Below are 26,875 nucleotides of genomic sequence, written 5' to 3'. Positions count from 1 at the left end.
CCGGCGTTGCGCCGAGTTGTACAGGCAAACTGCATAGTACACAGGTGGACTGTATATTCGGAACATGAACTCCTTCGATTCGATCTCGACCCTGACGCCCGAGGAACTCGAGCGCGCCGAGCGTCTCCGCAACGCCGTCGGGGTCGCCGTGCGTGCGGTGCGGGCCGCCCCGCATCCGCTGCCGCAAGGGCAGATCGAGACGCTCGGGTTCCTCGTGCGCGACGGCGAGCACAGCATCGCCGCCCTCGCCCGCCGACGGGGCGTGCGGCACCAGAGCATGAGCAGCGCCGTCGCTGAACTCGAGGCCGGGGGGCTCGTCGAACGCCGACCCGATCCCGCGGATGCGCGCGGCCTGCTCATCGCCGCGACGGATGCGGGCGTCGCCGCGATCGAGGAGGAGCGGCGGTTGCGGGCGGGCACGATCGCGCTGGCCATCCGCGAGGCCCTCGACGAGCGGGAACGGGAGGTGCTCGACCGGCTGCCCGGACTGCTCGAGCGCATCGCCGCGGCGGTGACGGCGCGCGACGCCGACGCCGCGACTCAGGCCGACTGAGCGGCGAGCGAGTCGAGCACGCGCAGCTTCTCCGCGCTCTCGCTGTGCGCATCCGCGTAGTAGACGACGAGCACGACGTCGTCGGCCGGGAGTTTGTCGCGGTGCAGCCGCAGTTCTCCGACGACCGGGTGGTGCACGGTCGTGGTGCCGCCGGTGAGCGGGCGCACGTCCTGCCGCGCCCACAGGGTGCGGAACCGGGCGCTCGCGAGCGACAGCTCACCGACGAGTTCGACGACGCGCGCGTCGTCCGCCCCGCCCTCGATGGATCGACGGAACGCGCCGACGAACCCCTCGGTGGCGGCCTCCCAATCCGACTGGAACTCCCGCTCCTCCGGGTCGAGCAGCAGCGAGCGCAGCCGGTTGTGGCCCGGCTGCAGCCGCGGGGAGAGCGCGACGGCGAGCGGATTCGAGGCGAGCACGTCGAAGGCGCGACCCTCGATGAACGCCGGCACCTCGAGCGCGGCGAGCAGGTGGTGCAGTCGCGGCGGCACGCGTTCCGCTCGGCGTCGTGGGCGGATGCGCGGGGCCGGTGTCGCGAGGCGCAGCAGATACTCGTGCTCGACCTCGTCGAGCTGCAGTACCCGCGCGAGCGCGGCGATCACCTGCGGCGAGGGGTTGGAGTCGCGCCCGCGCTCCAGGCGCAGGTAGTAGTCGGCGCTGATGCCGGCGAGCATCGCGACCTCTTCGCGGCGGAGTCCCGGCACGCGCCGGTTCGGTCCCGCGGGGATGCCCGCGCGCTCCGGGGTGACGAGCCCGCGGCGGGCGCGCAGGTAGCTGCCCAGCCGGTTCTGCTCGTCGTCCACCCGGCCCACGGTAGTCGCGTGCGCCGTCGCGAGAGGGGGTCCTCCCACTCCCCGGACCAGCGGGGATCTCCCGCCATTCCGGGGGCGGGCGGATCGTGGTTCCCGTCATTCGAAAACGAAGGAGACCCCATGGAACTGCAGAACCGCACCGCGCTCATCGTCGGCGGCACGAGCGGGATCGGCCTCGGACTCGCCCGCCGGCTCCGCGACCTCGGCGGCACCGTCGTCGTCGGCGGGCGCCGCCGCGACCGCTTCTCCGACCTCGAGGCCGAGGGCCTCGGCACCGTCGAGATCGACGTCACCGACGGGGCATCCGTCACGGATGCCCGCGACGACGTGCTCGCACAGCATCCGCAGCTCGATCTCGTCGTCGCGATGTCCGGCGTCATGCTCACCGAAGACCTGCGCGACCCCGCCCACTTCGACGCGGCGCAACGGTCGATCGAGACGAACCTGCTCGGCACCATCCGGGTGACGGATGCGTTCACGCCGCACCTCATCGCGCGCGGCGCGGGCGCGCTCGTAACGGTGAGTTCGGGCATCGCGTTCCTGCCGTTCCCGCTCATGGCGAGCTATGCGGCGTCGAAGGCGGGGGTGCATGCCTACACCGAGGCGCTGCGGGCGCAGCTCGCCGGCACGGGGGTCGAGGTCGTCGAGCTCGTACCGCCGGCCGTCGCGACCGCCGGGCAGGAGAAGGTGAACCCGCACGCGCTGCCGCTCGACGGCTTCCTCGACGAGGTGCTCAGCCTGCTCGCTCAGGAGCCGACGCCGAACGAGGTGCTCGTGCAGGGCGTGCAGATGCACCGCTGGGCCGAACGCGACGGGCGGTACGCCGACCTCGTGGCGCAGCGCTCGCAAGCGCTGCAGCAGCTCCCCGGGCGCTGACCGGGGCCGCGCCCGCCGGCGTACCGTCCGCCGACCGCCGGTCGGGCATCCGCGGCGAAGCCCGCCCCATCGAGCCCCCCCGGCCCAGCCACCACACCGAGCATCACTCGGCGATAGCGTGAGTCGCATGAGACGGATGCTCGCGGCGGTCACCGCCGCCCTCGCGGTGGGACTGGCGCTGGTCGGGTGCGGGCCGAATCCCGATCGCTTCGCCCACGACGTGAGCGAGGCCGTTGTCGCCGCTCACCCGGCGATCCGCGATGCGTATGTCAGCGGTCACATCGGTGGCACGACTGAGGTGCTCGAGGACCGGTACGGGACGTGGGAGCAGCTGCACGAGGAGGGGTGACGCCGGACAGCAGGACACGGTGGATGCGTTGCTCTCGCCCGTGCCCGACCCCCTCGACGTCGTTCGCCGCTTCGATCGATGTCATGGGTCGGACGGCGTCAATTCAGTCCGCAGCGCAGATCGGCGCACTCCAGCACCAAGGAGCGCTCCGTGATCCTGCGCTCCAGTTCGCGATCGACGGGCGGAGCAGCGGCGACGATGATGGGCCGGCCGTCCACCCCAAGGGTCAGCGCCATCGGCCCGCCGGGGTACTCAGGCATCGCAAGCGCGGTTTCGCTGGTCGTCGCGCAGGTGACGTCCTCGCATGACACCAGGCGGACCACCCCGCTCACGTCGCGGCGCAGATACAGCGGTCGGCCGCTGTCGTCGATGGCGAGGGTCGCCGAGGGATAGTACGGATCCGACCCCGACGGCAGCGTGTCGACTGTCGTGTGCGTGGAGCAGGTGGCGTCACCACAGGTCAGCAGATGCCCTGTCATCTCGCCGAGTGCACGCCAGGCCAGTGTCGCGGTGCCCTCGCCGTTGACCGCGGCGCGCACTCCGGAGCTGCGATCCCGGTCGCCGATGCCCATCTCCCGCGGCATGTCGTCGAGCACGGTCACCGTCGGATCACCTTCCGGAGGGAACGCCACGAACTGCAGGGGTGCCGGTCCGTTGTGAGGATGCACGACGGCGACCCCGACGGTGCCGTCGGGGAGAACGACCATGTCCGCCATCGCCCATTCCGCGGACGCGAACGGGTACTGCCACAGCACGTCGGCCTGGGCGGAGAGTTTCGAGTCCGTGCACGCGTCGTCGGAGCAGCGGAAGACCCTCAGCGTGCCGTAGTCGGCCACCTCCGAGGCGGTCAGCAGAGCGACCACCGGCAATCCGCGCGCGTCGAGTCCGATGGTGGTGACCGTGTCATCGACCTGATCCGGGTCGCCGTACGCATCCTCGTCGAGGTCCTCGGTCCAGAGCGTCGAAGCGGTGCCGAGCGGATCATCGTCGGCAGTCAACCGCAGCTGGACGGGTTGATCATGTTCGTCGCGCTCGGGGACGCCCGCGGCCTCGGACGGTTCGAACTTCGCCGCGACGACCTCGATCTGTTCGAAGTTGTGGCCGTCGCTGAGCACCGGGCCGACACGCACGTACAGAACCGACCCGTTCGGCAGGCCGACCGCCGACACGCCGCCGTAGTGCGGACTGTCGAAGTCGCGGCACGTCGCCTCCAAGCAGATGCTCGTTCGCCCGCCCTCGTCGCCGATTGAACTGAACACCGCGGCCCCATCACCGAGAGGGACCGCCTCGATGTCTTCCCAATGCCTGCCGGCCTCCGCGACTGTGATTCGCGCAAGCCCGCCGGGATTCACAGCGGCGACGAGTCCGCCCAAGATCGGTGCCGCGACCACCGCCACCAGTCCGATCAACGCGAGAGCCCGACTGGGGTGTCGGACCCGCACCGGTGTCACCTGCCAGGGGAAACGCCCGATCTCCCGCGCCTCAACCGCCACAGTCGTGAGCCATCCGATTGCGAAGAGCACACCCGCGTAGAGCGCCGCAGCGCGGAGGACATCGCGGAGCAGCACAGCGAGCACGGAGCCCTCGAGATCGCGGGTGAGCCACACGGTGCCGAGCGCGAGAGCAACGCCGAGCCCCACGCCGAGCGACATGCGGGTGCGTGCGACCACGGCGTCTCGGCTCCACCGAGGCACGGATGCGGCGTGACGAAGGGCCGCGAAAGGCCCCCGCCGAGCGAGAAGTGCCGTCGAGGGTGCCGCCAGGATCGGAGCGATCACGACGATGGCGACCGCGATGAACACCAGCGCCACCGCAACATGCGAGACCGCCGCCAGTGCCAGCGTCGCCCCCGTCACTGCCGCGCCGATGATGCCGAGCACGATGAACACGATCGACAGCGGGAGTGCCCGCCGACCGGCCTCGCGCCAGGCGTCGGTCACGCTCGCACGAATCCCTCCGGCGCGCGCCGCGACCGCGAACGCCGCCGCCGCGGAACCGAAGGCGAGCGCGATCGCCCACAGCACGAGCAGCGTCGATTGAACGACGGGAAACCAAGTCGGCGGGTCGACGGGCACGATCGCGCCGTTGAGGAGCGACGCGGCGTTCGGCGACAGCAGCGACACGGGCACCAACGCGAGCACCGAGATGACGGCAGGCGGGATCACCAGTGCGGTGACTGCCGCGGGATTTCCAAACGAGCTGCTCAGCGTCGGCCCGAGCTCCGCGACGTACGCCCCCGATGCCTCCGATGGGCCGGTACCCGTGCCCACGCCGTCCATCGCTTCGCCCACTGGAGCCCCCGTTCGCAAGCACACAAGTCGACCTGCTCAGCACGTCCCCCACGAGGCAGGCAGGCCCCATGACAATACCGGCCGGAGGGAAACTCACGCATCGGCGACGCGAAGTCGGCCGACGCCGTGTGCGCGAATCCGTGGTCGGTGCCCTCGCTGCTGGAGGTCGATACGGGCGCCAAAGCGCCCGGCCCGGCCGACGGGTACCGCGCGCCGCAGGTTCAGGCGACCGCGGCGCTCCCCGCGATCAGCACGAAGAGGGGCAACGCCGCGTTGTTGACCACGTGCACCATCACGGCGGGCCAGATCGACCGGCTGCGCCGCATCATCTCGGCCGCGATGATCCCGACGACGAGGGCCGACGGCAGCGCGAGGCTGATGCCGTGGAAGAGCGCGAACACGACGGAGCTGCCCACTACGCCGGCCCACCAGCCGTAGCGCAGCAGCGCCGTGGCGATCACGCCGCGGAACAGGAACTCCTCGCCGAGCGGCGTCAGGATCGTGAGGAACGCGAAGGTGAGGATGAGCGGCAGCACGCCGCCGCCGGCCGCGTCGCCGTACGGCGCCTGCGGGGAGTCGTCGAGGCCCGTCAGCGCGATGACGCCGAAGTTCACGAGTCCCTTGAGCAGCAGGGCGACAACTCCCGCGAGCGCCCCGAGCGCGATCCACTTCCACGTCGTGCGGCGCACGTTGAAGGCGCCCCACGAGCGCAGGCGCACGGCGAAGGCTGCCGCGAATCCGATGAGCCCGAGAGCGCCGGATGCCGCGGCCAGCAGCAGTCCGTAGACGACCGGGTCGGAGCCGCTCGCGAGCGGGGTCAGTAGTGCGATCGCGATCAGCACGAGCACACCGACGCCGAGCCCGACACCGATCTCGACCCAGCCGGGTCGTTTCCTGGTGGAATCGCGGGCGTGCTGCTCGGCATACATGTGGTCGGTCATCGGGCGTCCTTCCCCTCGGGTCCAGCCCATCGGACACCGTGTGCTCGCCACAGGGTCAAGCCGCCCTCGCTGGTCGAGTAGGCGCGGCGAAGCCCGCCGTATCGAGACCCCCGCGGAGCGCGGCTCCGGCGCGGAGGCGCCGATCACCCAGTTCGTTCGCGCATCCGCAACGATCGCTTTACACCCGTTCACTTAAGGAGTAGGTTTACGCCCGTAAGCAAACTACGGAACGGAATCTCATGACCACCACTGCCGCCCCTCCGACGACCTCGACGCGGCGCGCGCCGCTTTATTTCCACGTCGCCGCGTGGGCCGTGCCCGTGCTGCTGCTCACCGAGTTCGCGATGATCGCCCTCGTGCCCGTGCTCGTCGTGCTGATCGGCAGCTTCACCGACGCCCGCGTGCACTTTGCACGCTGGTGGGCGACCGCCGTCGCCGCCCTGTACGCGATCCCGCTCGCCGTCCTCAACCTGCGCGACGACCCGGCGCCGAGCCTGTCGAAGGACATGCATCCGGCGTTCCTCACCCTCATCGTGCTCGCCGCCGTCGCGCTGCTGGTGCGCCTCTACTGGAAGGGTCGCCGCTGATGCCCGCGACCGAGAACACGGATGCCGCGACCACGAGCGCTCCGTCGACCACCGAGTCGATCGAGGTGGTGCTGCCGCGCATCACCGATCCAGACGGACTCGAACTCCGCGACCAGACGCCGCCCACCCCGGGCGCCGGCCAGGTGCTCGTGCGGATGGAGGCGACCGGCATCTCCTTCGCCGAGCAGCAGATGATGCGCGGCCGGTACTACGACCAGCCCGCGTTCCCCTTCGTGCCCGGCTACGACCTCGTCGGTCGCGTCGAGGCGGTCGGCGCCGGCGTCGACCCGTCCACGCTCGGCCGTCGCGTCGCCGCGGTCACCAAGACCGGCGGATGGGCGAGCCGGGTCGTGGTGGACGCAGCCGACCTGCTGCCCGTCCCCGACGACATCGACGCCGCGACCGTCGAGGCGCTGCTCGTCAACGGCATCACGGCATACAAGATGCTGCACGCCATGGCGCGACCGCGCGCCGGCAGAACCGTCGTCGTGCTCGGCGCGAACGGGGGAGTGGGCGACCTGCTCGTGCAACTCGCCCGGCACGACGGGCTGCGTGTGCTTGGCACCGCGTCGCCGCAGCACCACGAGGCGCTGCGCGCCCGCAGCGTCGAGCCGGTGGACTATCGCGCCCCCGACGCGTACGACCAGCTGCGGCTGCTTGCGCCCGAGGGCGTCGACGCGGTCTTCGACCACATCGGCGGACCCGGCTTGCGCGAGTCGTGGCGGCTGCTGCGCCGCGGCGGGCGGCTCGTCTCGTACGGCAGCGTCGCGACGGTGAACGACCGCGGCAACCCGCGCATCCCGGTGCTGAAGCTCATCCTGCGGCTCGCCTTGTGGAGCGCGCTGCCTGACGGGCGTTCGGGCGGGTTCTTCGACTTCTGGGCGGGCCGACGCGACCGGTCGCGCTTCAACGCCGGCCAGCGGGAGGCGGTGGATGCGTTGCTGGAGCTCGTGCGGCTGGGCGCCATCCGTCCGCAAATCGCCGAGCGGTATCCGCTGTCGCAGGTTCGGGAGGCGATGCACGCGGTGGAGTCGCGCAGCCACGCGGGCAAGATCGTGCTGCTCGGCGGTGCTCACGACGCCGCCGGCGGATGACGGGGGTAACCTCATGGCCGTGACCTCGGGAACCGTCGGACAGGTGGAGCGGTCGCGCAACCCGCGCGGCCAGGGCGTCCGCCTGCGCGACGAGATCCTCGACACCGCACGCGAGCTGCTGGGGGAGGGTGAGCCCATCACCTTGCGCTCGATCGCCCGTCGCGCCGGCTTCGCCGCCCCGTCGATCTACCGGCACTTCCCCGACGTCGACTCGATCATGGCGACGGTCGCGGAGGACGCCTTCGCCGACCTCGCGGCAACCCTCCGCGCCGACCTCGACGACCTGCCCGCCGAGCGGCGGTTGCGCGAGATCGCCGCACGTTACCTCGACTACGCCCAGCAGCATCCGCAGCACTACGCACTGATGTTCGGCGGGGTGTGGAACGCGGCGAAGGTGGTGGACGAGCACCCGGAGCGTGCCGAGCGGCTGAACCAGCTCGGCCTGAACGCGCTCGCCGTGCTCGTCGAAGCCATCGAGGCGTGTGTCGCCGAGGGCGTGTCGGCGAGCACCGACCCTTTCCGCGACGCGACGGCACTGTGGGTGGCGCTGCACGGCTTCGCGCAGCAGCGCGAGGCGGCGCCGCTGTTCGTGTGGCCCGAGGGGTTGCCCGACACACTCGTGACGTCGCTCGCGCACCTCGGCAGGTGACGGCGGCCCGATCGCTGAGCCGGTCGCCGCGCGTCGCGCGTTCCCAGCCGGCGCCCCGGTATGTCGACGATACGGTCGCTCAGCTCTGCGCTGGGCGCCACATTGTCGGTACGAGCGGTCCGTGCGGGAGGCGTACCTCCCCGACGACGCGGAAACCGAACCGTTCGTAGTACCCGACGTTGGCCTCGTCGCTCGACTCGAGGTACGCGGGCATCCGGAGCCGGTCCGCCTCGGCGAGGGCGAAACGCATGAGCGTCGAGCCGACGCCGCGACCCTGCGCCTCGGGGCGTGCGCCGATGTAGGCGAGGTAGAAGTGCGGTTCGTACGGGTGCACGGCCTCGAAGGCGTTCGTCACCGCGAGGCCGCGTCCGGTCGCGCCGCCCATCGCCGCGACGGCCTGAGGGAGCGCGAGAAGGGTGCGGACCGCGCCCACCTGCCAGTGTTCCGGCGGGTCCCACATGGCGCCGCCGAGCGTGCGTGCTCCGTCAGTAGCGACCTGGGTGTGCCCGTGTCGGAGGTGGAAGCGCCGTGCGAGCACCTCGAACATCGGCGCCACGCGCCGTGCCCGGTGACCCGGATCGGGGTAGATCCACGACATGACGGGATCGGTCTGGAAGGCGGCGCCGAGCGCCGCCGCGAGCTGTGGCACATCGTCACGCGTGGCGGGGCGCGCCGTGACAGTCGTCGAAGGGTTCGTCATCCCGCCACCCTCCGCCGGAGCGGTTGCACCAGACTTGCGGGATCCCTGCGGGGTGCCGCGCCACTACCGTGCGCCGCATGTCAACCTCCGCACCCATTCGCCGCGTCGTCGTGATCGGCGCCGGATACGCCGGCGTCATGGCGGCGAACCGCCTCCGCCATCTGTGCCCTCCCGACGTCGAGGTGATGGTGGTGAGTCCGCGGGCGACGTTCGTCGACCGCATCCGCCTGCACGAGCACGTCGCAACCGGCCGGAGCGCCGAAGTGCCCCTCACGGCGATGCTGACCCCTGGCATCCGCCACCGGCTCGGTCGCGTGCAGCGCATCGACGCCGCCGGCAATCGCGTGCTCCTCGATGACGGCACCACCACCGACTACGACTACCTCGTCTACGCCGTGGGCAGCGGGGCGGCGGATGCACGGCGCGCATCGCTCAACGACCTGGAAGCCGCGCACGATGTGCGCGAGCGGATGCGACGCCTTCCGCCCGGCGCGACGGTCACGGTGGTCGGGGGCGGCGCGACGGGCATCGAGACCGCCGCCGAGATCGCGGACCGCCGGCCCCTACGCGTCACCCTCGTCACCTCCGGCGTGGTGGCGCCCATGCTCGGGCCCGTCGCTCGTCGCGTCGTCCGTGCGCGACTCCGCCGCCTGCGCGTCGGAGTCCTCGAACACGCGCGGGTGGAGGCCGAACTCGAGCGGCATCTCCTGCTCGCCGATGGCCGCCGACTGGCGAGCGATCTCACCATCTGGTCGGGCTCCTTCGCGGTTCCGGAGCTCGCCGCCGAGAGCGGTCTGACCGTCGATCGCCTCGGACGCCTGCTCGTCGACGAGCGCCTCGCGAGCGTCGCGCACCCGAGGATCTTCGGCGCCGGGGATGCGGTGGCGATGCCCGCGGAACGGCAGGCCGTGCTGCGGATGGCGTGCGCGACCGCGCTGCCGATGGGGGCGCATGTCGCGGAGATGATCGCGGCGGAGTTCGCCGGCGGATCCGCGGAGCCGTTCAGCAACCGGTACATCGGGCTCAGTATGAGCCTCGGCCGCGGCCATGGCGTGGTGCAGCTGACCGATGGCGACGGGCGACCGAAGCGCACCGTGTACGTCGGCTTGCTGGCCGCCGCGATCAAGGAGCTGACCAGTCGGTACGCCCTCGGGTCGATGCCGCGGGAGGCGCGGCGCGCCGGGTCGTACCGGTGGAAGCGGGGGTGGGAGGGCGAGCCGCGCCCGCGTCGGTCGATCATGACGGCGCAGCTGCGGTGAGTCGAAGACCCCGGCTTTATGGGATGTGCCCCTGCACTGTTCCTCCTACCTTCGGGGCGATGAGCGCGGCCGACGTGCTCCGCCTTGGAGGACCACATGTCGCTCACCGCGATCACCACCCGGGCGCTGGCCCGCATCCCGCGCCTCCGCCCCGCCGCCCGCATCGGTGTGTCGCCCGCCATCGTGCCGGCGGTGATTCGCCCCGCGACCGCTGACACGAGCCGGTCGCTCGACGACCGCAACCCGGGGGAACACCGGCGGACCGACATGTTCGCCGCGCTGCAACGCGCCCACGGCGGCATGTTCTGACCCCGCCTCAACGACCGTCCGGGAGGACACCATGACCACGAACATCCCCGTTCACACGATCGTCGGCGCGAACGGCGCCACCGGGCGGGTGCTGCTGCGCGAGCTGACGGCGCGCGGTTCCCGCGTGCGCACGGTCACGCGCGGCCCGCTACGCAACGCCCCGAGCGATGTGGAGCAGGTGCACGCCGACGCGCTCGACGAGCGCGGGCTGCGCGCGGCGATCGCCGGATCGGATGTCGTCTATCACTGTGCAATGCCCACGTTCGCGCGCTGGCTCGTCGACTTCCCGCGGATCACGCACCACCTCATCCGAGCCGCTGCCGCTTCCGACGCGAAGCTCGTCTTCGCCGACGACACCTGGATGTACGGTCGCGTCGACGGCCCCATGCGGGAGGACCTGCCGTCGCTGCCGGTGAGTAACAAGGGCGCGCTGCGTGCCTTCCTCGCCGAGTCGCTGCTGCACGCGCACGCCCGAGGCACGGTGCGCGTCGTGATCGGTCGCGCCCCCGAGCTCTTCGGTCCTGGCGTTGGATCGCTCCTCGGGGCGAACCTGTTCGGCGCCGCCGCGCGCGGGCGCACCGCGACCTACCTCGGCGATCCGACGCTGCCGTTCTCCCCGCTCTACATCGACGATTTCGCTCGCGGGCTCATCGTGCTCGCCGACGACGACCGCGCGGACGGCGCGGCGTGGCACATCCCGACCCCGCCGGCGATCACGGGTCGCGAGCTCATGTCGATCGCCTACGCCGCGGCAGGGTCACGGATGCGGTACCGCACGCTCAGCAGCCGGGCGGGACGCGCGCTCGGCGCCGTGTGGCCGCTGGCCCGGGAGGGCGCGGAGATGCTGTACCAGTTCGAGCAGCCGTTCACCATCGACGCGTCCCGTTTCACCGGCGTGTTCGGCACCGATCCGACCTCGTATCGCGAGGCCGCGGCCCGCACGATCGCCTGGTATCGCGAGCAGAATCGATGACCGCGCCGGAGGAGTCGCACCAACTCGCCCGTGGCGTGCGGGTGCGGGTGAGCGGTGTGGGCGGACGGCGTCGCCTCCGTGCGCGTCTCGCCTTCCGCGGGGTCGAACTCGGACGGGTGCGCCGCAGCTCGCACATCCCGCTCCGGACGGTGACCACGCGAGGCCGCCGCATCACCCCGAGCGGACTGCTCCTGCTCGGCATCGGCGGCGTCGCGCTCCCGGCGGGCGTTCTGCTGCTCACACTGCTCGCCGGTTGCGCGGCGCCCCCGCCCGCACCCACTCCGACCGCGCGGGACGCCCGAGACCGGATCGCCGCGATCACCGACGCGTCGGCGCGACTCGACGACCTCATGTACGAACTCGGCGAACGTGCCGCCGCCGGCACCCTGCGGGACGCACTGCGTCCGCTCGCCGAGCGGGCCGACGCCTCGCTCGCCGCGATGTTCGCGGATGCGGGGTCGCCGCCCTCGGCACTCGGCACGGCGACCATGGACACCGTCGTCGACAACCCAGTCACCGGCCACGACTTCAGCGGCGCCTACCTCGGTCTGCTGCACACCCCGTGGACCGTGCAGGAGGCCCTCGTCGCCGCGGCCGACGCGGGGCGCATCGGAGCGGGCGCGCTCGACGCGGACCTGTCGTTCGCGCTCGGCGATTCGAGCCTCACGGGAAGCTTCACCGGGGGAGCGCTGACGGCATCCGGGAGCACTCGCGTGAACGACGCGGGAGGCTCCCTCGACCTGCAGAGCGACATCGAGGTGCAGGCCTGCCCGGATGCGGATGGTCGCCTGGCCGGCAACGTGTCGCTGGGCGCCGCGACCGCGGCTCCGGGATTCACCGGCGACTACGACCAGAGCGTGGCGTTCACGGCGCGGGTGAACGACGACGCGCGCATCAGCGCGTTCACGGTCGAGGTGAGCGGCGCCCTCTCCAGCCGGGGAGACGCGGGCACCGGCAGCTACATCGAGGGCGCCGGGAGCTTCGAATCGGTGGGAGACGTCTCCGCCGGGGACTTCGAGGTCGAGGGGGAGTGGGAGGTGGTGCGGCGAAGTCAGCACGTCACCTCCGAGCAGGCTGCTGACTTCGAAGCGGCCCAGCGCGACTCCGGGAACGAATCCGCGCAGCTCATCCTCGAACTGGTCGAGGAGTTCCTGCGCGGCGGATCGTGCCTCACGGTCGCCGTCACTCCCGGGCCCGACGCGCTCACCCGACCGGGCCAGCAGCTCGAGCAGTCGATCACGGCGACGAGCCGTGTCGACTCCGCCGAGATCGAGGGCATGGCCGCGGCCGCGTTGACGGAAGGCGGGGCGAAGGTCGAGCCGGAGAGCTTCCCGAAGCCGACGCCCGCCGTCGTCACCTACACCGGGCCCGAGGATCGCGACGGCACCGGAACCGTGCTCTACACGGTCACGTCCAATCGCGGCATCGGGCTGCTCGAACTCGACTATGCCGTCGCGGAGGGATGGGTCGTCGACGTCGAGGAGGACGGGGTCACGTACTCGGGCGTCAAGTGCGACGGGATGGAGGGCGACTGGGTCATCCACCGCGAGGGCGTTCCCGCGGGCAACGGCGGCACGCTCCGCGGCGAAATCGCCTTCAGCCTCGACCCGGTCGGCGGCATCGGCTTCGTCACCGAGAAGGCGACCCTGAGCTTCGGCGGCGACACGCTGTTCGGCACGTGGGAGGGCGACGTGTCGTTCGAACGCACCGAGCACGGGGGCGCGTTCCTCACGATCGATTACACCTCGGGCACGATCACCTACGACGGGGTCACCGCCGCCGCCGACGACATCCAGCCGGTGCCCGAGCTGCCGTTGCGGCGAGCGACGCCGGAGGAGTGCGGCGCGGGCGCCTGACCCCCTGACACACGAAGCGCCGGTGCGACCAGGTCGCACCGGCGCTTCCGACGTGCCACGGTTCAGTTGAGTCCGGCCGGTGCCCGCCACGACTGGATGCCGTCGAGCTGCTTCTCGAACGTCGAGGGCGGGGTGGCACGGGTGACCGCGTCGCGCAGGGCGGTGCGCACACGGCCCGACGACTGCGCCAGCCGGCCCACCATCCGAGCGCGCTTCGCGATCTGCTGGGTGCGCGGGCGGCGCAGGGCGTCGTAGCTCGTCAGCGCGCCCTGGAGGTCGCCGTCGCCACGGGCGGATGCGGCGAGCAGCGCGCTCAGGGTGGCCGCATCTTCGAGGGCCTGGTTGGCGCCCTGACCGAGGTCGGGTGTCATGGCGTGGGCGGCGTCGCCGAGCAGCGCGGTGCGGTCGCGGACGAACGTGCGCAGCGGTCCGGCGAGGTCGGAGATCGGATGCCGCACGATCGCCGCGGCGTCGGTTGCCGCGATCAGATCGGCGATGGGCGCGTGCCAGCGGCCGAACAGCTCCTGCACCCGCTCCTTCTCGCCCGCGGCGGGCGCCCCCTCCGGCATCGTGGCGACCGCGAACCAGTAGACCCGCCCATCGACCAGTGGTGCCAGGCCGAAGCGCAACCCGTCGCCCCAGGTCTCCCCGGCCGCATCCAGCGCCACGGGAACGTCCGTGACGCCACGCCACGTGCTGTATCCGGAGTAGCGCACACCGGGATCGTCGGGCCATAGCGCGGCCCGGGTACGGCTGCGGATGCCGTCCGCCGCGACGACCACGTCGAATCGCTCGGCGACGAGATCCGCGCTGGCGACGGCACCATCGGTGCCGATCGCCTCGACGGCCGATCCGAGGTGCAGGGTCGACGGGTCGACGGCGCCGACCAGGAGGTCGTGCAGGTCCGCGCGGTGCACGATGCGCAACGGGGCGACCGCGCGAGCGGGAGTGACCGAGAGCCAGGCGCCGTCGGGACGTCGTTGCCCCGCCGTGAGTTTCGCGGCGCTCGCCGCCGCGATGCGGTCGAACCCGTCGCCGAGCCCGATCGAACGGAGCGCGGTGCGACCGTTGCCGAAGATCGACAGGCCGGAGCCGATCGGCTGCAGTCTCGATGCCTGCTCGAAGACGTGCGTCTCGACTCCCGCTCGTTGCAGGCCGACGGCGGTCGCCAGACCGCCGATCCCGGCCCCGATGATTCCGACCCTCATGACTCCTCCTCGATCTCATCCTCTACTTGTGTAGAGGATGATTGCATGCGTACTCTACATCCGTAGAGGATCGAGTGGAAGACCCGAGCCTGCACGCGGCGCCGTTGACTCTACGGACGTAGAGCATCTACCCTCGGTGGCGCGAGAAGGGGACACCACGATGACGAGAAACGAGCCGGATAATCGCCCCGGCGAGGCCGCATCCGACCGCCGCGCCTCCATCGCCGACGCGGCGATCCGCATCGTGGCCCGCGAGGGACTGCGCTCGCTCACCCACCGTGCCGTGGACAGGGAACTCGATCTCCCGACCGGGTCGACCTCGTACTACGTGCGCACGCGCAAGCAGCTCATCGAACTGGTGGTGCACCGACTCGCGAACCGCACACGCGCGGATCTGAGCGCGAGCCCCGCATCCGCCGTCGTCGAACGGGAGGGCGCGACCGTGACCGACGCAGCAGGGGCGCTCGCGGCGCTTCTCGAACGCATCGCGGCCCGGTCGGATGACCAGCTCGCCCGCTTCGCGCTCGCGGTCGACCTGCACTCCGACCGGGAGCTGCACCGCTTCATCACCAACTCGTCTCCGATCCGCGAACAGATGCTCGCCGGCGCCCGGGCCGTCGTGTCGGCCGCCGGAGCCCCCGATGTGGACGAGGCCGCGCGGGGACTCCTCGTGGTCGTCGACGGACTGCTCTTCGACCGGTTGGCCGGCAGCGGGGTCGACTCGGGCCATCGCGCGGACCCCGCCACCGTGATCGCGGCCTACCTCCGCGGGCTGCCCGCGACGGCATCGTGAGCGACGACCCGCCCCTTCTCCGTCTGCTGGGCACCATCTCGCTGTCCGGAGCGGTGTTGCGGCCCGGTCGCGTCGTCACGCTGCTCGCCCGGCTCGCCGTCGCCGATGGCCGCGTCGTGCCGACCGACCGCCTGATCGCCGAACTGTGGCCCGACGACGCACCCGACTCGGCGCAGGCCTCCCTCCATGTGTATGTCTCGCGGCTGCGGAGGCAGCTCGCCGGCACACCGTTCGAGGTGGAGACCCGCGGGCACGGGTACGTGCTGCTCGGACCGCAACACCAGATCGACGTCACCCGGTTCGTGCAGGTATCGACCGAGGCCCGCACCCACGCCGACGCGCAGGAGTGGACTGCCGCCCTCGAGGCCGCCCGCAGCGCGGAGGAGCTCTGGACGGGGGAGCCGTTCGGCGGTGCGGTGCTCGGCGATGACCTGCGTGCCGTGCAGACCCGCCTCGGGTCACGCCTGTCGGATGCCCGCGAAACGCGCGCCGCCGCCCTCATCGAACTCGGTCACGGCGGTGATGCCGAGAAGCTGATCGAGGAGCTGCTCACCGAGGACCGGCTCAACGAGCGGCGATGGCGACTGCGGATGCGTGCACAGCACGCGGCGGGAACGACCGCGCTCGCGCTCGCGAGCTTCGACGAGTTCCGCCGACTGCTCGCCGAGGAACTCGGCGTCGACCCCGACCCGCTCACCCGTCGACTGCACCAGCGCCTGCTGCAGTCCTCGTCCGACGACGTGCCCACCGCATCCGCGCCGGGCATCGAGATCATCTCGCGGCGCGCCGAGCTCAGCGCGATCGACTACGCCATCCGCTCCGCCGCCGCGGGCGCGGGCCGTGTGGTGCTGCTCTCGGGCGAACCCGGAATCGGCAAGACGGTGCTGATCGAGCATGCCGTCGCGGCGGCCGATGGCCGTGGGGTCACGGCGGTGGTCGCCCGTGGCGTGCAGGGCCCGGGTACACCGCCGTTGTGGATGTGGGAGGAGGTACTCGGAGCGCTCGGCAGCGGGGACGGGGCCGGCGAGTTGCAGGCGATCATCGACCGGTTGCCGGGCGGAGCCGCAGGGTCGGACGAAGGGCGCTTCCGCCTTGCACAAGCGATCTGCGCCCGCGTGGTCGAGCACGCGCGTCGTCGCCCCGTCGTGCTCGTGTTCGACGATCTGCAGTGGGCCGACGAGAGCACCGTGCTCACGACGCTCGCGCTGGCCTCCGGCATCGCCCGCCGTGCCTGCACGCTCGTGCTCGCGAGCCGTTCGGGGCTCGCGCCCGACGGGGTGATCGCGCGTCGGCTCGCGGACATCGCCCGTCTGCCGCACACGAACGCGTTCGACCTCGACCCGTTCGGGCGGGCGGAGGTCGGCGCCATGCTTCCGGCAGGCACCTCGCCCGTGGTCGTGCAGCAGCTGCTCGACTGGACCGGTGGCAACCCCTACTTCCTGCGGCAGATGATCGCCGCGGGCCCGCGCACCGTCGTGCCCTCGTCCGCCATCGAGTTGCTGCGCAGCTGGATGGCCGACCTCGACGACGACACGCGCGGGGCGCTGCAGCTCATGGCGGTGGGCGGACGACGATGCGCGACGGCGCTGCTCGCGGATGCCGCCGAGGTGGTGCCCGCGCGCGTGCCGGAGCTGCTCGATGCGGCCCGCGAGCGCGGGCTCGTGCACGGCGATGGCCGGGAATGGAGCTTCACCCACGACCTCGCGCGGGAGGCGGTACTCGCTGAACTGGGCGACGAACGACGCGCCGCTCTGCACGGGCGACTCGCCGACGCCATGGCGCGCCGCGACCCGGAGGGCACGGGCGACCTCGAGCAGTACGCGAACCACCGTTACGAGGCGGCGGCGGGCATGCCGTCGCGTGACGCGTATCGCGCCAGTGTGGCCGCGGCCGACCACGCCCGCGCAGCGCACGCCTACCCGCGGGCGGCGACCCACCGCGAACGGGCTCTCGAGATGCTCGAGGTGAGCGCCGGGACGCGCCCCGAGAGGTTCGCGACCTTGCTCGCCCTGGCCGAGGAACGCCGGCTCGACGGCGATGTCCTGCGCGCCGCCGAGGCGCTCGGTCGGGCGATCGAACTGGCGGAACTCCTCGACGACCGGGAGCTGTTGGTACGCGCCGTCACCATGTACGGCGGGGTCACCTTCTGGAACTGGCGGCAGTTCGACGAACACGACGCCGGCACCATCGCGCTGCTCGAGCGTCTCGTGTCCGAGTTGCCCCCGGAGGAATGGCGCGCGCGAGCGGAGCTGCTCGGCACCCTCGCGGTGGAGCGCTATTACGGCGACGAACGCCTGCGCGGTGTCGGCGAGGCCGAGCGTGCGGCGGAACTCGCGCGCCAGGTCGGCGACCCGGTGTTGCGGGGGCGGGTGCTGAACAACCTCTTCATCGCGAACTGGTTCCCCGGCCGCGATGCCATCCGTCTCGCCGCCCTGGACGAGTCACTCGCCCTCGCCGGGCACGGGCTGCCGCCGCTGACCGAGGCGGTCGCGCGGATGCACCGGGTCAGTCTGCGACTGCGTCACGCCGACATCGCCGGATACGAGGACGACCTCGACCGGCTGGCCCGCCTCGTGCCCCGGCTGCTGCGTGAGGAGCTCGACAGCCAGCTCGCCACCCAGGTGACGGGGCGCGCCATCCTGCGCGGCGAGTTCCGGCTCGCCCGCGAGCTCGCCGCGGACGCCGCCGACCGTTTCGCGCGCACCACCCTGTGGGGCGCGGAATGGGTGCGGCTCATCCACGCCTATTCCCTCGAACGGATGGACGGCGACCCCGGTGCTCTCGCCGACCCCCTCGTCGAGGCGGCCGCGGCCCCGGAGCACACGCCGCTGCGCTGGACCGCGGTGCTCGCCCTCGCCCAGGCCGGTCGGCCGGACGAGGCCCGCGAGCGGCAGTCGCGCTGGAACATCCGCCGGCTGCCCGGAGTGACGCACTGGGGCAGCGAGCTCGAGTGGGCGCAGGCGGCCGAGACGGCTCTGCTGCTCGGCTCGCCACGGCTCGACGAGGTGTACGCACGACTGCGCCCACTCGCCGGGCAGCTCATCGATGTCGGCAGCGGCCTCGCGGTATGGGGCACGATGGACGCTCTATTGGCCCGGCTCGCAGACGCCCTCGGCGAGAACGCTCTTGCGGCGGAGCATCGAGACGCGGACGCCGCGCTCACCGACCATGTCGGCGACGCACTCGGCGCGGCGCCCGGGTGGGTGCGCACGACCGTCAGTCAGTGAGGTCGAGCCGGTCGAGCACGAGGGCGACCAGTTGCGCACGGCTGCCGACGCCGATCTTGGCGAAGACCGCCTTGAGGTGGTCCTGCACCGTGTAGGCCGACAGTCGCAGGTCCGCGGCGATGCGCTTCGTCGGAGCGCCCGTGAGCACCTGCATCACGACGTCCGTCTCCCGGGCCGTGAGACCGTGCGTCGCGGCGAGTGTCGACACGGCACCGTGCGCGCGTGAGCGCGACAGGGTGATGACGGCGTGGCGGACTCCGCGGTCGCCCCGCACCACGACGGCGCGGCCCACGATGCCGCCCGGCAGGTGTGCACGCACGGGCGCGACCGGATCGCCGGGGAACCGCCCCGCTCGCGCCCACACGCCGCCGATCGTCTCGAGCAGCGGCCCGGTGAGGCGGGCGTCGGCGGTGAGCCCGCGCCCGGCGAGCATCCGCCGCGCAGCGTCGGTCACCTGCACGACGGAGCCGGCACGGGTGACCACGAGCACGGCTTCCTCCGCCGTCCACGGCGAGGGAGTGTCGGTCCGTTCGGGCAGGTGGTGGAGGGCGAGGGTCACGGGAGTCTCCAGACCGGATGCCGTCCGCCGGAGCGGCGGACGGCATCCGCAGGGTCAGAACGCGGCGACGAAGCTGCCGATGATGCGATCGATGGCAGCGAGGTCGTCTTCGGTGTTCGCCTGCACGGCGACGGTGATGATGTACGAGCCGTCGTTCGCCTCCGCGGCCAGGAACAGGTACGCGGCGCCGCTGTCCGCGCAGCCCTCGTAGATCTCGAACACGCCGGAGTGCACGCCGTCGTCGAACGGCTGCGAACCCTGCGACGTGCACTCGGTGAGCAGGAACTCGTTCGCCGAGGCGAGCAGCGCATCGGTGGTCGTGTTCTGCGCGGCGTCGGGCGACGCGGAGACCCAGACGCCGGGAGTGTTCCACCCGTCGCTGAAGCCGGCCATGTCGGGGGTCGCGATGACGCTCGACCAGGTGCCGTCGTCGTTCGTGTAGCCCGATCCATCGACGTCGCTCCACGCCGCGGGCACCTCGACCGTCACCGCGCCGGAGTCGTCGGTGACGGTGACGAACTCACCGGCCGCCGCTCCGCTTTCGGGGGCGTCGCCGCCCTGCGATACGACTTGCACGGCCTCGAGCGGGTCGCCGTTCACCTGTCCGCGGTAGTACACGCCGTCGGAGGGGCGGTACACGTCGACGTCGAGGGTCGCGTCGACCCCGTGGGTGCGCAGCACGTCGCAGTAGTCCGACAGGGTGCCATCGGAGGCGAGGGTCACGCCCTGCAGGCGGGTGAGCAGGTCCCCGGGTTCGATGCCCGACTCGTCGGCGACGGAGCCGGCGGCGACGGAACTGACCCAGACCCCCAGCCCGTTGCCCTCCTCATCGGCGATGGCGTGCGCGTTAATGCCGAGACTCAACACGCTCTCGCCCTTCGCCAGGTCGTCGACCACCGCCAGCACCTCGTCGCGGTGGATCGCGAGGTTGGTGTCGTACTGGTCGTTGCCGGCGTAGTTGACGCCGACGAGGCGGCCCTTCCCGTCGACGAGCGGGCCGCCGGAGTTGCCGCCGCGGATCTTCGCGTCGTGCTCGATCACGTTGTCGATCGACGCCCACGGCGTCTCACCCGCGGTCGACGCCTTCGACACGATGCCGCGCGTCATGGTGAACGTGGGGTCGCCGAGAGGGAAACCCGCGGCGTAGACGTCGGTCGCCGTGGCGATCTCGCCCTTGCGCCAGTCGAAGTGCGGATAGTCGCCCTTCTGCAGCTGGATGACGGCGAGGTCGAGGCACTCGCTCGAGCCGAGCACCTTCGCATTGAGGGTCGTGCCCGTGTCTCCACCGACCCACACATCGAGCGTGCCCGCGCCGACGACGACGTGGTTGTTGGTGACCGCGAGACCTTCGTCGTTCACGATGAAGCCCGAACCGCGGCCGGCGGCTTCGTATCCGCCCTGTTCGGGGTCGACGAAGGTGCCGACCGCCTCGATCTGGATCGTCGCGGACTGCACCCCCTCGAAGTCGACGGCGCCGGATGCTGGGGCTGCGGGGGCGGTGGGGATGATGCCGCAGCCGGTGAGAACCAGGAGCGGCAGGATCAGCGCGGTGGCGCCGAGAAGCGGAAGCCGCCGGACGCGGCGTGGAGAAGTGGTCATGTCGCCGAAGGTAGGAACCTCCGCCTGCGTGCCCCTTGCGGTGCCTCGCGCCCGGCAGGCCGGTGCCGTAAGTCCCGCGCAAGTGCCGGTCAAGCCGGCCGTGGGGCAATGGCGGAGCAGCGGAAGCGCTGCGCATCCTTCGACACCCGGGAGCCGCCATGTCCGACCTCATCGATCACCAGCTGGTGCAGCCGTACAACGTCGCGGCCGCACTCCGCGAACTCCGGCAGGCGCTGCCCGGCCGCGTCTTCGTCGCGGGGGAGCCGACCGCCGCCGACCTGGTGCCCGCCTTCAACACGGCCTGGCGGCACCGCGCCCCGCTCATCGTCACGCCGTCGAAGCCCGCCGACGTCTCCGCGGTCGTGCAGATCGCCGGACGGCAGTCGCTCACGGTGAAGGCCATCGGCACCGGGCACGGCCTGCTCGGCCCGGTGGATGCGGGAATCATCCTCGTGACCCGTGGCCTGAGCTCGGTCGAGGTCGACGCCGAGACCCGGGTCGCCCGCATCGGTGCGGGTGCCCGCTGGCAGGACGTGCTCGACGCCGCCGCTCCGCACGGGCTCGCCCCTCTCGCCGGATCGGCACCGCACGTCGGCGTGGTCGGCTACCTGCTCGGCGGCGGACTGGGCCCGATCGCCCGGCAGTTCGGTTTCGCTGCCGACCACGTGCGCGAGATCGAAGTGGTCACCGGCGTGGGCGAGCACCTCATCGTCAACGCCGAGAGTCACGCCGACCTCTTCTGGGCGTTGCGCGGCGGCAAGGTCGGACTCGGCATCGTCGTCTCGGTCACGATCGACCTGTTCCCGCTCGCGACGCTGTGGGGTGGCGGCGTCTACTTCGCGGCGCCCGACATCGAGCCGGTGCTGCACGCCTGGAACGACTGGAGCGCCGCGTTGCCGGAGGAGTTCGGCACGTCGGCGGCGATCCTGCGGCTGCCCCCGGCGCCGTTCATCCCGGAGCCGCTGCGCGGGCAGACGGTGCTGCACGTGCGGGTCGCCTACACCGGCACCGCCGCCGAGGGGGAGCGACTGCTCGCCCCGCTGCGCGCGGTGCGCACGCCGCTGCTCGAGCGGGTGGCGGACCTGCCGTACGCGCAACTCGGCGCGATCCACCAGGATCCGGCCGAACCCATGCCGTACACCGAGGGCGGTGTGCTGCTGCGCGACCTCGACGACGCCGCACTCGACGCGCTGCTCGCCGCGGTGGGCCCGGATGCGCCGGTGCCGCTCGCCGCCGTCGAGCTGCGTCTGCTGGGCGGTGCGGTCGCGCGACCCGCGGGTGCGCCGAACGCGATCGCCGGCCGCGACGCCGCGTTCGCGCTGCACATCGTCGGCGCTCCCGTGCCCGAACTGCTCGACACCGTCATCCCCGCCGTCATCGAGGGCGTCTTCTCCGCGATGCATCCCTGGGTCGCGGAAGAGCTGCAGCCGAACTTCGTCGGCCCCGCGAACCCGGGGGAGCACCGCGATCGCATCTGGGCGCCCGACACCGCCCGGCGTCTCGACGCGGTGCGCGCCGGGTACGACCCTTTCCGCGTCTTCGCCTGACGCGCCCCCCGTCGCGTTCCCGGCCCGCTGGTCGGGTAGGCGCAGCGGAGCCCGCCGTATCGAGACCCCCACGCGAACCCGAACGAAAGCCCGAACCCATGGCCCGCCGCCTCCCTCTCCCCGATCCGCTGCCCCTTCTGCATCCGCTGCGGCCGGTCTCGAGCGCCACGACGACGATCGAGGAGTTCCCAGGCCGGCGCCTCCGCCTCACGATCGACCACGAACCGCTCGAGGGAGTGACCCCCGACATGCTGCTGTGGTGGTTCTCGCACATCGGCGACACCATGCCGTACGCGGGTGCGATCCGGCAGCGCTACCGGGTGTGGCATCCGCTCGACCACATCCACTGGGCGCTCGCCCGCGAGGCACCGGATGGCGGGGCGGCGGAGGGTGCACGATTCCGCATCGTCGAGGCGATGGGGCGCGATGAGCGCTTCCGCGTCGACACGATCGACCGGGTGGAGAAGCTCGACCGCACGGGCATCCGTCTCGTCATGCGCATCGCCGGGGCGCAGTTCTTCCAGCTCGAGCACACCTGGTCGGAGGGCCGCGGGCGCACCCACTACGTGAGCGTCCTCGATCTCGGGTCGCGGTCGCGTCTCGGGCGTCCGATCAACGCCTACCTGCGCTCGAAGGTCTGGGTCGAGGGCATGTCGCAGGCCTGGCTGAAGCACAACATCGAGGAGGTGGGCCTGTTCGAGCACATCCTCCCCGGCCTCTACCGCGCCTCTGCTCTCGCTGGTCGAGTAGGCGCGGCGGAGCCCGCCCTATCGAGACCCTCCGAACGCAACGCCCCGAAGGGAACCCCATGAGGATCGCCATCACCGGCGCGAACGCCGGCATCGGCCTCCGCGCCGCCCGCTTGCTCGCCGCCGAAGGACACCATGTGGTGGCCCTCTGCCGCAGCGTCGACCGCGCCCGCGCCGCCCTCGGCGACGACCCGCGCATCCAGATCCAGCGACTGGATCTCTCCTCCCGCGCGAGCGTGAGTGCCGCGGCGGAACGGCTCGTCGCAGACGGCCCGCTCGACGCGCTCATCAACAACGCCGCGGTGTTCGACCAGTCGCAGAAGCAGGCGGTGTTCACCCCCGACGGGCACGAGGCCGTCTGGCAGACCAACCACCTCGGCCCGTTCGAGTTCACCGCTCGGGTGAGCGCGGCACTCGCCGCATCCGCATCACCGCGGTTGTTGTTCATCGCGAGCAAGGGCATCGTGACGATGCCGCGCATCCGCATCCGGTACGGCGAACTCGACTCGGCGGACTGGTACACCCCGGTGAAGGCGTACTACCACTCGAAGCTCGCCCAGACGATGACGGCCGTCCACCTCGCCGAGCTGGCGGGCGAGCGCGTGAGCGTGTCGTGTCTGCGAGTTCCGGCCGTGCGGTTGGACGCCGACCGGCTCGCGGCGCAGCCGGCACTGTTGCGCATGCTCTACGCGCCGAAGAATCGTGTGGCGGCGGATCCCGCCGCGATCGCTGCGGTCTACCGCGATCTCATCTCCGACGGTCGGCAGCGCTCGGCCGAGGAGGTCTACGTCGACGAGCACGGGAAGGTCGTGCCGCTGCCCACGTTCGCCGCTCAGCAAGAAGAGCGGGAGCGTCTGTGGCGCGAGACCTCCGCCATCGTCGGAGATCCGACTTGGAGTCTCGGCGGCGGTCGGTGATCCGCGGGTCGAAGCCGGCGTGATCCGGTGAGGCGACACGAGGGCCGGCGCCCGCGACGTGACGCGATACCGGCGCACCCGCCATCCGCCCGCGTCAGCGTGGCTGTTCGCTGAGTTCGCCGAGGAAGTTCGGGGTGGCACCCATCTGGCGGGCCCACTCGTCGAACTTCGCGTCGGCGAGTTCTTGTTCGTCGTCCGTGTGCCGGAAGAGGAAGAGGAAGTCGTCCTCGTGATCGTTGCCGCTGTTGACGTTGGCGCGCATGATCCAGCAGAAGTAGTCGGGGGTGTACTCGGCGGACAACGTGTAGAACAGCTCGATGGTCACCCCGCAGGTGTCGACGGCCTGAAAGACGTCCTTGGCGTCCGCGCCGCCCTTCAGCAACGAGGCGTCGAGCACTCGCAGGATCTCGTCGCCGTATTCGGCGCTCACGGCCTCTTCGGCAGCGGTGCGCTGGTCTTCGCAGAGGAACCGGGAGGCGAGCCACGGCATCAGAGTGCGCAGCTCGGCATCCGGTGCGGCGTCGGGATGCTCGAGCATTTCGCACGCGGCGAGCCCCGCCTCGATCTGTTCGTCGTGAGCCGCCTCGTCGACCTCGCTCCACGTGCCCCGCACGGTGGGCGCCCCGAACGAACCGGCCTCGTCGCCGAGTACGGTCTCGGAGAGTTCGAAGAGCAGCACGACGTTGTCGTAGTACGCGCGCTGCGCCTCTTCCGACACGGTCGGGGTCTCCGGCGCGGCCTCACGCTCGTCGGCTGAGAGGGGCGCTCCCAGGAGGTTCGTGCAGCCGGTGAGCGACAGGGCGATCGCGGCCGCGCCGAGCAGCGGCAGGATCCTCGAGGTCGAACGCATGGGGTCCTTTCCGGAGACTCGCTCACATGCTATCGAGCGGCCGAGCACCGGACGTTACCGCTCCCGAACGGATCCCGCGCGGTGCGTGCCAACACAGCAATCGGGCGCCAGCGCCGGCGCTCGACTACCCGCGATGGAGGGGCCTGCCGAGCGGGGGTCCTCGAGTAGCCGTCGAGACGCGGTCTCGGCGAGCGTGCCGAGGATGCGCAGGCCGTCGTCGGACCGGCTGCCGGGCGCGGGGTGGTAGACGATGAGCTGCTGGCCGGGGGCGCTGCGCACCTCGAAGGTCTGCATCGTCAGCTCGAGCAGACCCACCTGCGGGTGGTTGAGGCGCTTGAACTCCATGCTCTTGCCGCGCACCTCGGGGTCGTCCCAGAGGCGGCGGAACTCGACGCTGTGCCGCAGCAACGTCTCGAGCACATCGAGCAGGCGCCGGTCATCCGGAACCTGCCCGAGCGCGAACCGCAGCGCGCCGGCGCTGTTGCGGGCGGCGGCGGGCCAGTCGTCGTAGAACGAACGCGCACCGGGGTCGAGGAACACCGACAGCAGCAGGTTCCGCTCCGGATCGAAGGGCGCGAAGAGCGCCTCGCCGATCCGGTTGGAGGCGAGCACGTCGTAGGCGTGGTTGAACACCACGGCGGGGGTGTGCGGCCAGGCGTCGAGCAGCTGCCGCAGCTCGGGCGAGGGCGCGTCGCCGCTGGGGGCTAGGTCGATGATCGGCATGAGGCCGGCGAGGCGGTAGACGTGCTGTCGCGCATCCCGGTCGAGGTCGAACACCCCCGCGAGGGCGTCGACCACCTGCAGCGACGGCCGGGTCTCACGCCCCTGCTCGAGCCGCGTGTAGTAGTCGACGCTGACGCCGGCGAGGGCGGCGACCTCCTCGCGGCGCAGCCCGGCGACCCGGCGCCGCACCGCGCCGCCGAAGCCGTGGCGGGCGGGGTCGGTGCGGTTGCGGCTGGCCCGCAGGAACGCGCCGAGCTCGTCAGTCATCCTTCGTCAGCACCATCCCGGCGTGGTACAGGACGCCGTCGACGAAGTCGCCGTCGGCGGTGAACCCGGTGTCGTCGAGGTACTCGATGTGGGTGCCCTCCATCCAGTAGCGGCCGGTGTACGCGGCCTCACGCTGCCCGCGCGCCTCGACGTAGGTGCCGTCGGCGCGCAACTCGTGCCGGATCCGCCGGTCGGCGGTGACCCAGAGCCCCACCTGCGAGCCCTCGGTCCACGTGGTGTTGTGCGTTCCGCTGTTCGTCATGGTTCCACGGTATGGATGCGGATGTGCGGGAGGGAGGGCGCCGTGCACCCACCCTCTCGGGCCGGTCGCTGCGCCTGTCGAAGCGGGCTCCTCGACCACTCGCTCTAACGGATGGACGTCTCGACTGGCTCCAGAAGGAAGAGGCAGGTGTTCGGCTCGTACTCATCCACTTCGGCGGTCACCCGCAGATTCGTTCCAACGCCGATCGTGTCGGGTACGACCCCGACGTAATGCAGGTCGTTGGTGAGATTGACATCGCGATACTGAAAGGCCGGTCCGGGGGCCGAGGTCTCGCTGAAGTCGCCCGCACCGAGCAGCAGGTCGTACCGGGTCGTTGCGCCGTTGTGGTTGTTGAGGGCGCCAATGCTTCCATCAAAAGCGATCATTGCGCCCTTGTACTTCTCAGCGAAGGCGGCGATGGAATCGTCGCAAATATTGCCAAGCTGTAGTAGCGCCGCGAGCTCAGCGTTGCTCTCAGGGGTCAAAGCGATCGCAGCCGGGGCGGAGGAGGCGCTTGGCTCAGGTTCATTAGAGGCAGCCGTGCTCGGAGCTGAAGTGCCGTCGTCGCGTGAGTTCCCAGCGGCCTCATTCCGCCCGGAGCTACCTCCTTCGTTGATGATCCCCGTGACGATAGCGACGGTGAGTAGCACGGCCGCAACGCCTCCCCCGATGGCGTAGAGGCGCCACGGAGTCGCTGGCTTAGGTCGGCGAATTTTCAGCTCCGTCTGGAGCCGAGTATGTGACTGAGAGACGACCTCCCAGCCCTCCTTTTCCCACTTCGCAATCGTTCGCGGTTCCGTGCCGCGCAATGTCCGCACGGTTCGCGTCTCGTACTTAGTGCCGACGTCGGCCATAGTGCCCCGCATTCTGCAGTCGATGCCGGTTCGGCTTGTCGACACTATCGACCGCCATCGTCGATCGAGCG

General features: G+C 71.4%; 26 protein-coding genes. 15 read left to right on the top strand and 11 right to left on the bottom strand.

What is annotated here, in order from left to right; translation table 11 throughout:
* The first annotated feature begins 64 nt into the window (after nucleotides 1-64).
* Entirely contained in the window at nucleotides 65-553 is a 489-nt protein-coding gene (locus tag CLV46_RS12725; protein ID WP_100365117.1) for a MarR family winged helix-turn-helix transcriptional regulator, read from the top strand.
* Here CLV46_RS12725 and CLV46_RS12720 read toward each other — a convergent pair.
* Complete coding sequence (locus CLV46_RS12720; RefSeq protein WP_170028572.1) at nucleotides 541-1,356, bottom strand: helix-turn-helix domain-containing protein; 816 nt, start codon at nucleotides 1,354-1,356, stop codon at nucleotides 541-543. The two genes, CLV46_RS12725 and CLV46_RS12720, sit on opposite strands and share 13 nt — an antisense overlap.
* A 129-nt stretch (nucleotides 1,357-1,485) precedes the next feature.
* Between CLV46_RS12720 and CLV46_RS12715 the strand changes: the two genes are divergently transcribed.
* Together CLV46_RS12715 and CLV46_RS12710 are read left to right on the top strand one after the other, a co-directional pair.
* On the top strand, nucleotides 1,486-2,241 hold the full coding sequence (locus tag CLV46_RS12715; protein ID WP_100365115.1) for an SDR family oxidoreductase: 756 nt from the start codon (nucleotides 1,486-1,488) through the stop codon (nucleotides 2,239-2,241).
* Nucleotides 2,242-2,368: 127 nt separating this feature from the next.
* Nucleotides 2,369-2,590, top strand: a complete 222-nt coding sequence (locus CLV46_RS12710; protein ID WP_157802323.1) for a hypothetical protein — start codon at nucleotides 2,369-2,371, stop codon at nucleotides 2,588-2,590.
* Between the two features lie 98 nt (nucleotides 2,591-2,688).
* Here the strand turns inward: CLV46_RS12710 and CLV46_RS12705 are convergent, their stop codons facing one another.
* Nucleotides 2,689-4,881 carry a hypothetical protein gene (locus CLV46_RS12705; protein WP_157802322.1) on the bottom strand — a complete coding sequence of 731 codons (2,193 nt, stop codon included), beginning with the start codon at nucleotides 4,879-4,881 and terminating at the stop codon, nucleotides 2,689-2,691.
* Between the two features lie 221 nt (nucleotides 4,882-5,102).
* Nucleotides 5,103-5,822 carry a CPBP family intramembrane glutamic endopeptidase gene (locus CLV46_RS12700; RefSeq protein ID WP_100365112.1) on the bottom strand — a complete coding sequence of 240 codons (720 nt, stop codon included), beginning with the start codon at nucleotides 5,820-5,822 and terminating at the stop codon, nucleotides 5,103-5,105.
* Nucleotides 5,823-6,061: 239 nt separating this feature from the next.
* On the opposite strand from CLV46_RS12700, the gene CLV46_RS12695 reads away from it, so the two are divergent.
* From CLV46_RS12695 to CLV46_RS12685, 3 genes are read left to right on the top strand one after another with little or no spacing between them, the layout of a single operon-like run.
* Nucleotides 6,062-6,409, top strand: a complete 348-nt coding sequence (locus CLV46_RS12695) for a hypothetical protein (RefSeq protein ID WP_100365111.1) — start codon at nucleotides 6,062-6,064, stop codon at nucleotides 6,407-6,409.
* Complete coding sequence (locus CLV46_RS12690; RefSeq protein ID WP_100365110.1) at nucleotides 6,409-7,503, top strand: medium chain dehydrogenase/reductase family protein; 1,095 nt, start codon at nucleotides 6,409-6,411, stop codon at nucleotides 7,501-7,503. Before CLV46_RS12695 ends, CLV46_RS12690 begins: the two co-directional genes overlap by 1 nt.
* Before the next feature lie 19 nt (nucleotides 7,504-7,522).
* Nucleotides 7,523-8,152 (top strand): TetR/AcrR family transcriptional regulator, encoded by a 630-nt coding sequence (locus tag CLV46_RS12685; protein WP_211282195.1) that lies wholly within the window; start codon nucleotides 7,523-7,525, stop codon nucleotides 8,150-8,152.
* A 79-nt stretch (nucleotides 8,153-8,231) separates the two neighbouring features.
* Here CLV46_RS12685 and CLV46_RS12680 read toward each other — a convergent pair whose 3' ends face one another.
* Nucleotides 8,232-8,852: a GNAT family N-acetyltransferase gene (locus CLV46_RS12680; protein ID WP_100365108.1), complete on the bottom strand. Its 621-nt coding sequence runs from the start codon at nucleotides 8,850-8,852 to the stop codon at nucleotides 8,232-8,234.
* Nucleotides 8,853-8,929: 77 nt separating this feature from the next.
* On the opposite strand from CLV46_RS12680, the gene CLV46_RS12675 reads away from it, so the two are divergent.
* The 4 genes from CLV46_RS12675 (at nucleotide 8,930) to CLV46_RS12660 (ending at nucleotide 13,249) form a co-directional block, all read left to right on the top strand.
* A complete protein-coding gene (locus CLV46_RS12675; protein WP_100365107.1) occupies nucleotides 8,930-10,111 on the top strand; it encodes an NAD(P)/FAD-dependent oxidoreductase in 1,182 nt (393 codons plus the stop codon).
* Between the two features lie 96 nt (nucleotides 10,112-10,207).
* Entirely contained in the window at nucleotides 10,208-10,420 is a 213-nt protein-coding gene (locus tag CLV46_RS12670) for a hypothetical protein (protein WP_100365106.1), read from the top strand.
* Between the two features lie 31 nt (nucleotides 10,421-10,451).
* Nucleotides 10,452-11,393, top strand: coding sequence for an NAD-dependent epimerase/dehydratase family protein (locus tag CLV46_RS12665; RefSeq protein ID WP_100365105.1), 942 nt, complete (start codon nucleotides 10,452-10,454; stop codon nucleotides 11,391-11,393).
* Nucleotides 11,390-13,249 carry a hypothetical protein gene (locus CLV46_RS12660; protein WP_100365104.1) on the top strand — a complete coding sequence of 620 codons (1,860 nt, stop codon included), beginning with the start codon at nucleotides 11,390-11,392 and terminating at the stop codon, nucleotides 13,247-13,249. The genes CLV46_RS12665 and CLV46_RS12660 overlap by 4 nt, the downstream gene beginning before the upstream one ends.
* Before the next feature lie 62 nt (nucleotides 13,250-13,311).
* Here the strand turns inward: CLV46_RS12660 and CLV46_RS12655 are convergent, their stop codons facing one another.
* Complete coding sequence (locus CLV46_RS12655) at nucleotides 13,312-14,457, bottom strand: FAD-dependent monooxygenase (protein ID WP_100365103.1); 1,146 nt, start codon at nucleotides 14,455-14,457, stop codon at nucleotides 13,312-13,314.
* A gap of 160 nt (nucleotides 14,458-14,617) precedes the next feature.
* On the opposite strand from CLV46_RS12655, the gene CLV46_RS12650 reads away from it, so the two are divergent.
* Nucleotides 14,618-15,250: a TetR/AcrR family transcriptional regulator gene (locus tag CLV46_RS12650; RefSeq protein ID WP_100365102.1), complete on the top strand. Its 633-nt coding sequence runs from the start codon at nucleotides 14,618-14,620 to the stop codon at nucleotides 15,248-15,250.
* On the top strand, nucleotides 15,247-18,477 hold the full coding sequence (locus CLV46_RS12645; protein ID WP_100365101.1) for an ATP-binding protein: 3,231 nt from the start codon (nucleotides 15,247-15,249) through the stop codon (nucleotides 18,475-18,477). The genes CLV46_RS12650 and CLV46_RS12645 overlap by 4 nt, the downstream gene beginning before the upstream one ends.
* Here CLV46_RS12645 and CLV46_RS16865 read toward each other — a convergent pair.
* Nucleotides 18,467-19,036, bottom strand: a complete 570-nt coding sequence (locus CLV46_RS16865; protein ID WP_245866828.1) for a helix-turn-helix transcriptional regulator — start codon at nucleotides 19,034-19,036, stop codon at nucleotides 18,467-18,469. The genes CLV46_RS12645 and CLV46_RS16865 overlap by 11 nt on opposite strands.
* A 54-nt stretch (nucleotides 19,037-19,090) precedes the next feature.
* Nucleotides 19,091-20,635, bottom strand: coding sequence for a S1C family serine protease (locus tag CLV46_RS12635; RefSeq protein WP_100365100.1), 1,545 nt, complete (start codon nucleotides 20,633-20,635; stop codon nucleotides 19,091-19,093).
* A 158-nt stretch (nucleotides 20,636-20,793) separates the two neighbouring features.
* Here CLV46_RS12635 and CLV46_RS12630 point away from each other — a divergent pair, with 158 nt between their 5' ends.
* The 3 genes from CLV46_RS12630 to CLV46_RS12620 all read left to right on the top strand — a co-directional run bounded on the left by CLV46_RS12630 (nucleotide 20,794) and on the right by CLV46_RS12620 (nucleotide 23,848).
* Nucleotides 20,794-22,182, top strand: a complete 1,389-nt coding sequence (locus CLV46_RS12630) for an FAD-binding oxidoreductase (protein WP_100365099.1) — start codon at nucleotides 20,794-20,796, stop codon at nucleotides 22,180-22,182.
* 98 nt (nucleotides 22,183-22,280) lie between these two features.
* Entirely contained in the window at nucleotides 22,281-22,994 is a 714-nt protein-coding gene (locus tag CLV46_RS12625; RefSeq protein WP_211282194.1) for a hypothetical protein, read from the top strand.
* On the top strand, nucleotides 22,991-23,848 hold the full coding sequence (locus CLV46_RS12620) for an SDR family NAD(P)-dependent oxidoreductase (protein ID WP_100365098.1): 858 nt from the start codon (nucleotides 22,991-22,993) through the stop codon (nucleotides 23,846-23,848). The genes CLV46_RS12625 and CLV46_RS12620 overlap by 4 nt, the downstream gene beginning before the upstream one ends.
* Nucleotides 23,849-23,942: 94 nt before the next feature.
* Here the strand turns inward: CLV46_RS12620 and CLV46_RS12615 are convergent, their stop codons facing one another.
* From CLV46_RS12615 to CLV46_RS12600, 4 genes are all read right to left on the bottom strand, one after another.
* Nucleotides 23,943-24,698, bottom strand: coding sequence for a hypothetical protein (locus CLV46_RS12615; RefSeq protein ID WP_100365097.1), 756 nt, complete (start codon nucleotides 24,696-24,698; stop codon nucleotides 23,943-23,945).
* 54 nt (nucleotides 24,699-24,752) lie between these two features.
* Nucleotides 24,753-25,688: a helix-turn-helix transcriptional regulator gene (locus CLV46_RS12610; protein ID WP_100365096.1), complete on the bottom strand. Its 936-nt coding sequence runs from the start codon at nucleotides 25,686-25,688 to the stop codon at nucleotides 24,753-24,755.
* Nucleotides 25,681-25,950 (bottom strand): Atu4866 domain-containing protein, encoded by a 270-nt coding sequence (locus tag CLV46_RS12605; protein WP_100365095.1) that lies wholly within the window; start codon nucleotides 25,948-25,950, stop codon nucleotides 25,681-25,683. Before CLV46_RS12605 ends, CLV46_RS12610 begins: the two co-directional genes overlap by 8 nt.
* Nucleotides 25,951-26,054: 104 nt before the next feature.
* Entirely contained in the window at nucleotides 26,055-26,600 is a 546-nt protein-coding gene (locus CLV46_RS12600) for a DUF4839 domain-containing protein (RefSeq protein ID WP_157802321.1), read from the bottom strand.
* Nucleotides 26,601-26,875 lie beyond the last annotated feature (275 nt).

This window comes from Diaminobutyricimonas aerilata, from assembly GCF_002797715.1.
GTDB lineage: Bacteria > Actinomycetota > Actinomycetes > Actinomycetales > Microbacteriaceae > Diaminobutyricimonas > Diaminobutyricimonas aerilata.
This window is presented reverse-complemented; position numbering and strand designations above follow the sequence as displayed.

Bases quoted from the DNA above. Each gene is read 5' to 3' on its own strand.
- CLV46_RS12725 (WP_100365117.1), top strand. From the start codon at position 65: ATGAACTCCTTCGATTCGATCTCGACCCTGACGCCCGAGGAACTCGAG.
- CLV46_RS12715 (WP_100365115.1), top strand. From the start codon at position 1,486: ATGGAACTGCAGAACCGCACCGCGCTCATCGTCGGCGGCACGAGCGGG.
- CLV46_RS12710 (WP_157802323.1), top strand. From the start codon at position 2,369: ATGAGACGGATGCTCGCGGCGGTCACCGCCGCCCTCGCGGTGGGACTG.
- CLV46_RS12700 (WP_100365112.1), bottom strand. From the start codon at position 5,822: ATGACCGACCACATGTATGCCGAGCAGCACGCCCGCGATTCCACCAGG.
- CLV46_RS12695 (WP_100365111.1), top strand. From the start codon at position 6,062: ATGACCACCACTGCCGCCCCTCCGACGACCTCGACGCGGCGCGCGCCG.
- CLV46_RS12690 (WP_100365110.1), top strand. From the start codon at position 6,409: ATGCCCGCGACCGAGAACACGGATGCCGCGACCACGAGCGCTCCGTCG.
- CLV46_RS12680 (WP_100365108.1), bottom strand. From the start codon at position 8,852: ATGACGAACCCTTCGACGACTGTCACGGCGCGCCCCGCCACGCGTGAC.
- CLV46_RS12675 (WP_100365107.1), top strand. From the start codon at position 8,930: ATGTCAACCTCCGCACCCATTCGCCGCGTCGTCGTGATCGGCGCCGGA.
- CLV46_RS12670 (WP_100365106.1), top strand. From the start codon at position 10,208: ATGTCGCTCACCGCGATCACCACCCGGGCGCTGGCCCGCATCCCGCGC.
- CLV46_RS12665 (WP_100365105.1), top strand. From the start codon at position 10,452: ATGACCACGAACATCCCCGTTCACACGATCGTCGGCGCGAACGGCGCC.
- CLV46_RS12660 (WP_100365104.1), top strand. From the start codon at position 11,390: ATGACCGCGCCGGAGGAGTCGCACCAACTCGCCCGTGGCGTGCGGGTG.
- CLV46_RS12655 (WP_100365103.1), bottom strand. From the start codon at position 14,457: ATGAGGGTCGGAATCATCGGGGCCGGGATCGGCGGTCTGGCGACCGCC.
- CLV46_RS12650 (WP_100365102.1), top strand. From the start codon at position 14,618: ATGACGAGAAACGAGCCGGATAATCGCCCCGGCGAGGCCGCATCCGAC.
- CLV46_RS12635 (WP_100365100.1), bottom strand. From the start codon at position 20,635: ATGACCACTTCTCCACGCCGCGTCCGGCGGCTTCCGCTTCTCGGCGCC.
- CLV46_RS12630 (WP_100365099.1), top strand. From the start codon at position 20,794: ATGTCCGACCTCATCGATCACCAGCTGGTGCAGCCGTACAACGTCGCG.
- CLV46_RS12625 (WP_211282194.1), top strand. From the start codon at position 22,281: ATGGCCCGCCGCCTCCCTCTCCCCGATCCGCTGCCCCTTCTGCATCCG.
- CLV46_RS12620 (WP_100365098.1), top strand. From the start codon at position 22,991: ATGAGGATCGCCATCACCGGCGCGAACGCCGGCATCGGCCTCCGCGCC.
- CLV46_RS12615 (WP_100365097.1), bottom strand. From the start codon at position 24,698: ATGCGTTCGACCTCGAGGATCCTGCCGCTGCTCGGCGCGGCCGCGATC.
- CLV46_RS12610 (WP_100365096.1), bottom strand. From the start codon at position 25,688: ATGACTGACGAGCTCGGCGCGTTCCTGCGGGCCAGCCGCAACCGCACC.
- CLV46_RS12605 (WP_100365095.1), bottom strand. From the start codon at position 25,950: ATGACGAACAGCGGAACGCACAACACCACGTGGACCGAGGGCTCGCAG.